Below are 5,670 nucleotides of genomic sequence, written 5' to 3'. Positions count from 1 at the left end.
ACATCCGGGTTCAGGAGGCGGCGGGCTCGTCGCGGTGGATCACCCGTGAGCGGGTCAGCAGCCTGCCGTCCACCCGGACGAGGACATCGTCGACGGTGAACGTGGGCTGGAAGCTGACGCTGCCCTCGCGGTCGGTCTGGGTGACGAGGGTGTAGTACGAGACGCGCAGGAGGTCAGCGTCCGCCTGGTCGACCTCGATCAGGATGTGGCCGAACCAGTGGCGGACGGCGATGCCCTGGTAGCGCGGGAGGTTCGCCTTCATCCCGGCGATCATCTCCTCGCGGCCCTGCTGACGGTGGCCACCCGCGTGGACGACCTCTCCGTCGTCGGTGAAGGTGTCCGCGAATCCCTCGATGTCGAGGGCGTCGACCCGGCGCATCTGGTGGGCGTAGAAGGTCTGGACCTCGGCGTAGACATCTCCGGTGACCTGGTGCCGGAGTGTCCCGACCGGCTGAGGCATGGCAACTCCTCTCGAGACGCTGCCCTCATGGCCGCGCGACTGGGCCCAGGCTGCCGAACGCACCTTCAGCACCAGTGGAGACCGGCTCGGAGCCCCCGTCGGTGGGCGGTCGTCCGGGCTTCCGCCTCAGCCGACCGTCTTCAGGAACCGGGCGGCGACGGGCCCTGCGTCGGCACCCCCCGAGCCGCCGTCCTCGATGAACACCGCCCAGGCGAGGTTCCGCTTTCCCTGGTAACCGATCATCCAGGCGTGGGTGCGTGGAGGGTTCTGGTCTCCGTACTCGGCCGTACCTGTCTTCGCATGCGCCTCGCCCGGGACATCCCGCAGCACCCGGGCGGTGCCCTCGGTGACCGTGGCGCGCATCATGCCGCGCAGCGCGGACAGGACTGAGGGGCTGAGCCGTTCCGCCGCATGGTGCTTGTGCTTCACGGCGGCGGGCACGAGGAGCGGCTGCCGGAAGGTGCCGTCCTTGACGGTCGCCGCGACCGACGCCATCACCAGAGGCGAGGCCTGGACCCGGGCCTGTCCGATGGTGGCCGCGGCCTTGTCGTTGTCGCTGCCTGCGACAGGGACGCTGCCGTCGTACGTGGCGACCCCGACGTCCCAGGGGCCGCCGCCGATGCCGAAGGCCTGGGCCGTGTCGTGCAGCGACGCGTCCTTCAGCTTGGTGCGGGCGTTGACGAAGAAGGTGTTGCAGGACCGGGCGAACGCGTCCGTGAGCGTGGCACCGCCCGGCAGACCGAACCGGCCGTGGTTCTCGAACCGCTGCCCGTTGACATGGGCGAACACCGGGCAGTCGACGGGATCGGCCGGGCGCATGCCCGCCTTCAGCAGAGCGGTGGCGGTGATGACCTTGAAGGTGGAGCCGGGAGGATAGCGCCCCTCCAGCGCGCGGTTCATACCACCGGGCCTGTTGGCGGCGGCGAGGATACGACCGGTCGCCGGATCGACCGCAACGATGGCCGCGTTCTTCTGTACGCCGTCCAGTGCGTCGGCGGCGGCTTCCTGGATCCTCGGGTCGATGGTGGTCCGTACGGGCACTCCGCCCTTGGCCCCGCTGTGGTCGCGGATCCCCTTCACGGCGCGCCCGGAGGCACGGTTCACGACCACCACGGATTTCATGCCGGCGGCTCCACCGGTGAGCTGCCGGTCGTAGCGGGCTTCGAGGCCGGAGACCCCCTTGCCGCTCTTCGGATCGACCAGCCCCACGATCGAGGGTGCGCGCAGGGTGTCGCCATGGGTGTCGAGCACGGCGGCACGTGGCCGCGTTTGAAGGGCCAGTGTCTGTCCGGGTGCGAGCTCGGGATGAACCAGCGGGGTGGTGAACTCCACCTCCCACTCTCCCCTTTTGTCTTGCCCGCCTTGCCCTCCCTGCTTCAGCAGGAGCCTGGCCTTCGACTCCCAGGTGTAGCGACCCGCGCCGGGGATCGTCATGGCCACGGTGAACGGAATACGAACCTCCCGGCTTCCCCGCCTGGTGCCCTTCAGCGCCCTCAGCTCGGTCTTCGACGGCTTCAGGTTCGTCATCACGGAGGTGATGAGGGACTCGGCATAGGCGGGAGTTCCGGTGTACGTGCCCGCCCGTTGGGCTGCCCCCGCCTCCCAGGCGTCGAGGAACCCCTGGAAACGCTCGGTGGCGGCCCGTACCTGGGAGTCTTCCGGGTGGACGACCAGGGTGGTGTAGGCCCAGAAGCCGGCTCCTGCCAGGGCCACGGGCGCCACCACGGCGGCGACCGCGGTACGCCGTCGACGCGACCGCCCGCGCCCAGACGGAGAGTAATCCCGGTAAACGCTGCCGCGTGCCATGCGCGCATCCTAGAGTGATGATCCACTCACCCTCCGTACCGTCCCGCGATGTCGGCGACGCCTTCCCTCCGCCCTTGCAGCGGGTTGACCGCCCCGGAAGCGGTCGGCAGAGGTACCATCCCTCCCTGGCTTCGGGGGTCCGGCACGGACCGCGTGGGGATTGAACGCTGGAGGAACCACATGGCATCCCTTTCCCGGCCGGGTGTGCTCGCACGGCTGGCCGAGCTGAGCCGTGACGCATCGCAAGACCAGGGCGGGGCCCTGTGGCGGCTCGCGGCAAGCGGGCGCCAACTCGACGCCAATGTCGTACGGCTGCTGCCGGACACCCATGTCGCCGAACACGTCGAACCGACCCTGGATGTACTGCTGTACGTCACCGCGGGCGGCGGGCGACTACTCATCGACGGTGAGCGGCAGGACGTCACCGAAGGCTCGGTGGTGTGGCTCCCCCGCGGTAGCCGCCGGGCCCTGTACGCCGGACCGGAGGGCCTCGTCCAGCTCAGCGTCCATCGCCGACGTCCGGGGCTGGCCATTCAGACTCCCTCCGCGGACAGGGCGGAGGGCGGTGAACGCGCCTGCCTGCTGGACCGCGTCTGCCCGGAGTGCGGACGCCTCGCCCCGGAGTCGGACGCACGCTACTGCAGTCGCTGCGGAGAGCGACTCCCCGACACGGCCTGACCAGTCCCGGCCACGGTTCGGTTCGGTTCGGTGGGCTGTGGTCACATGAGCGAGGCCCCTGCAACGAGCACGAACGAAGCCAGGGCGAGCCCGGTTCGAACAGCGTGAAAGCGGTTCCACCTGGCCTCGAAGGCCGCACGCGCCTCGGACGCCGGCGCACCCACGGAGGATGCCAGCGCGTTGTTGAGGGGGATGTTCCCGGCGATCGTGACCAGATGATTGAGGGCGGCGCATACCACCCCGACCACAAGCAGCCATATCTGTCCTGCCGACCGACCCTGGGTCGGTACGGCCAGGGCCGCCACCGGAAACACGATGACGGCCAGAAAGACCGCCAGGAACACAGCCCGTGGCACCTCCTCGTTGACGCGTCTCATGGCTGCGACGAACTGCTCGTCCGAAAGCCTTGCCAGCGCGGGCATGATCCCGGTCTGGAAGATCAGCAGAAAGCCCGCGTAAAGGCCGGTGGATACGACGGCGAAGGCAAGAAGCAAGGAGGCCATGCCGCACATCATGACGGCCCCGGCGCCCCGGTGCAGCGGTCTCCCACCCAGCGCGCAGCCGGACCGGGTGGACGCCGACCGGGGCCGGCACCACCCGGCACGTCAGGCACCAGTCGCCGTCGGGCACCAACCGTCAGACACCGGGCCACGGCCCAGTGCTCTCAGACACCAGCCGTCAGGCATCGGAGCCCAGGCCTGCCGTCTCGGACACCGGTGGTCACTGCGCCACCAACGTGGCCGCCTGGCCTATCGACTTCGCCAACTGTCGCACTGACGCGTCCTCCGTCGCCCTCGCCAGGCCTCCTGACCGTTCGGCGAGCTCACCCAACCGGGGAGCACCGGGTGTCTCCACACCCCTTAGGGCTTGGGCGAAGTACGCGGCGGCGGCACTGACCCGCAGCCGGAGCGCCGTCTCCGTGGACCAGAGGTCCCGGTTGAGCGCCGCCGCCTCCAGCGATCCGGTCGCCTCGTGGGGTGCCCTGGTGCGGGGGTCGAGCCAGCGCACGGTGGTGGTGGCGATGTGTCCACTCGCCCCCGCACGAAGCCGTACCGCGTAGAGCGCCGTCACCGTGTGCCCCGGCCCCACCTCACCTCCGTCCACCCGGTCGTCACGGAAGTCCTCGTCTGCCACCTCCCTGTTCTCGTATCCGATCAGCCGGAACTCCTGCACTGTCTGCGGGTCGAACGCGACCTGTGCCTTGGCGTCTCGGGCCCGTAGGTCCACATGGGCGGGAAGCTGGTCGACGAACACCTTCCTGGCCTGCGCGACCGTGGACACGTAGGTGGTGTGTCCGTCGCCCCGGTTGGTGAGCCGCTCCATCAACTGGTCGCCGTAGTCACTGCCCACACCGACGCCGAACAGCGTGATCCCGTACTCCCGGCGCGAGGTGTCAATCCGCTCAAGGATCGCGTCCGCGTCGGTGTCACCGGTATTGGCCAGCGCGTCGGACAGCAGCACCACCCGGTTGTTGGCCCCCTTTCTGTGCCCCTCCACAGCGACGTCGTATCCGGTGCCGACACCTGCCCCCACATTGGTGGAGTCGCCCGGTTCAAGGTCGTCGATGATCTGGTGGACGCGATCCCGCCGACCGCCGAGCCGGGTCATCGGCAACCGGGTCTCTGCCTCGCCGCTGAACGTCACCAGCGCGATCGAGTCGTCCTCACGCAGTTGGTCGGTCAGAATGCCGAGACATTCCCTGACCAGGTCGAGTCGTCCGGGTTCGGCCATCGACCCCGAGACATCGACAACGAACGTCAGTGCCGCCGGGGGACGTTCAGCGGTGCGGTCGGAGCTGCGGGTGGCCAGCCCCACGCGCAGCAGCGACCAGTCCTCCCCACCTCTTCCTCCCTTCTCTTCCTGGTTAGCTATCCGGGCGCCATCCATGGCCACGGTGAAGCCGTTCCCCTGGGGGCGCGGATAGTCCTGCCGGAAGCTGTTGACGAACTCCTCGGGGCGCACCGCGGCGGGGTCGGGCAGCCGCCCCTCGGCAAGTGCGCGTTTGGCGTACCCGTACGACGCCGTATCCACATCGAGTGCGAACGTGGACAGGTAGTCGGCGGAAGGCGCGAAATCCCGCTCCACGTCGCTCTTTTGCTCGCCTTCCCGTCCCCCTTCGCCGTCACCCTCTGCCGCGCCTCCTCCTCCGTCCGGTGGCACCGGAGCCGGCTGCCCGTGCTCGGCCCGATGCGCCCCGTCGCCTCGGGAAGCCCGGTCGGCCTGTCCACCCGCCCCGCAGCCGGTCAGCAGCACGGCCCCGGCAAGCAACGCGACAAGCGCTCCCCGGCTTGTCCGTGCGCGTGCCCGCGCGGTCACTCGCGGCGCGGTACTCGCTTGATATGCCCTTGCGCAGAGATGCATCCTCAGCCCCCTGGATCGTCAGCACTGTGCATGTGACGTTCCGGAAGGCGAGTTGGAGCATGCGAACGCGTTGCGGATGGATATCAAAGCGGCAACGGCGGACCACGCCGGCCTCGCTCACCGTGGCGATAGGTTCTGCGCCGCGGCACTCGGTCCATGTGTCGGCCCCTCCTCTCCTTTGCCTTTCTTCGCCGGCGCCCAGCCCCCGGCTCTCGGTCCCAGCTCCCCGGCGGCCGACTCCCGCCGATCGCGCCTGCCTCTCCAGACTGGCGGCGGGAAGGGCCGGATGGAAGCGGGGGGGGGGGGGGGGGGCGGCGCCGGACGGGGGGGGGGGTGGGGTGGTGTGGGGGGTAGTGTGAGGGTGG

The 5,670-nt window shown here is 69.6% G+C and carries 5 protein-coding genes; 1 reads left to right on the top strand and 4 read right to left on the bottom strand.

Features of this window, described 5'->3' with window-relative positions:
• Positions 1–10 precede the first annotated feature (10 nt).
• Together ACFWI9_RS18810 and ACFWI9_RS18805 are read right to left on the bottom strand one after the other, a co-directional pair.
• Positions 11–460, bottom strand: coding sequence for a nuclear transport factor 2 family protein (locus ACFWI9_RS18810; protein WP_387163341.1), 450 nt, complete (start codon positions 458–460; stop codon positions 11–13).
• 126 nt (positions 461–586) lie between these two features.
• Complete coding sequence (locus ACFWI9_RS18805) at positions 587–2,266, bottom strand: penicillin-binding transpeptidase domain-containing protein (RefSeq protein WP_387163338.1); 1,680 nt, start codon at positions 2,264–2,266, stop codon at positions 587–589.
• 180 nt (positions 2,267–2,446) lie between these two features.
• On the opposite strand from ACFWI9_RS18805, the gene ACFWI9_RS18800 reads away from it, so the two are divergent.
• Entirely contained in the window at positions 2,447–2,944 is a 498-nt protein-coding gene (locus ACFWI9_RS18800; RefSeq protein WP_387163336.1) for an AraC family ligand binding domain-containing protein, read from the top strand.
• Positions 2,945–2,985: 41 nt separating this feature from the next.
• Here the strand turns inward: ACFWI9_RS18800 and ACFWI9_RS18795 are convergent, their stop codons facing one another.
• Both ACFWI9_RS18795 and ACFWI9_RS18790 read right to left on the bottom strand, forming a co-directional pair.
• Complete coding sequence (locus ACFWI9_RS18795) at positions 2,986–3,447, bottom strand: DUF1772 domain-containing protein (protein ID WP_387163334.1); 462 nt, start codon at positions 3,445–3,447, stop codon at positions 2,986–2,988.
• A gap of 217 nt (positions 3,448–3,664) precedes the next feature.
• On the bottom strand, positions 3,665–5,305 hold the full coding sequence (locus ACFWI9_RS18790; RefSeq protein WP_387163331.1) for a von Willebrand factor type A domain-containing protein: 1,641 nt from the start codon (positions 5,303–5,305) through the stop codon (positions 3,665–3,667).
• Positions 5,306–5,670 lie beyond the last annotated feature (365 nt).

The organism is Streptomyces sp. NPDC127084, assembly GCF_042724175.1.
Classification (GTDB): domain Bacteria; phylum Actinomycetota; class Actinomycetes; order Streptomycetales; family Streptomycetaceae; genus Streptomyces.
This window is presented reverse-complemented; position numbering and strand designations above follow the sequence as displayed.

Excerpts from the sequence above, each read along its gene's own strand:
- ACFWI9_RS18810 (WP_387163341.1), bottom strand. The coding sequence starts at position 460 with ATGCCTCAGCCGGTCGGGACACTCCGGCACCAGGTCACCGGAGATGTC.
- ACFWI9_RS18805 (WP_387163338.1), bottom strand. The coding sequence starts at position 2,266 with ATGGCACGCGGCAGCGTTTACCGGGATTACTCTCCGTCTGGGCGCGGG.
- ACFWI9_RS18800 (WP_387163336.1), top strand. The coding sequence starts at position 2,447 with ATGGCATCCCTTTCCCGGCCGGGTGTGCTCGCACGGCTGGCCGAGCTG.
- ACFWI9_RS18795 (WP_387163334.1), bottom strand. The coding sequence starts at position 3,447 with ATGGCCTCCTTGCTTCTTGCCTTCGCCGTCGTATCCACCGGCCTTTAC.
- ACFWI9_RS18790 (WP_387163331.1), bottom strand. The coding sequence starts at position 5,305 with ATGCATCTCTGCGCAAGGGCATATCAAGCGAGTACCGCGCCGCGAGTG.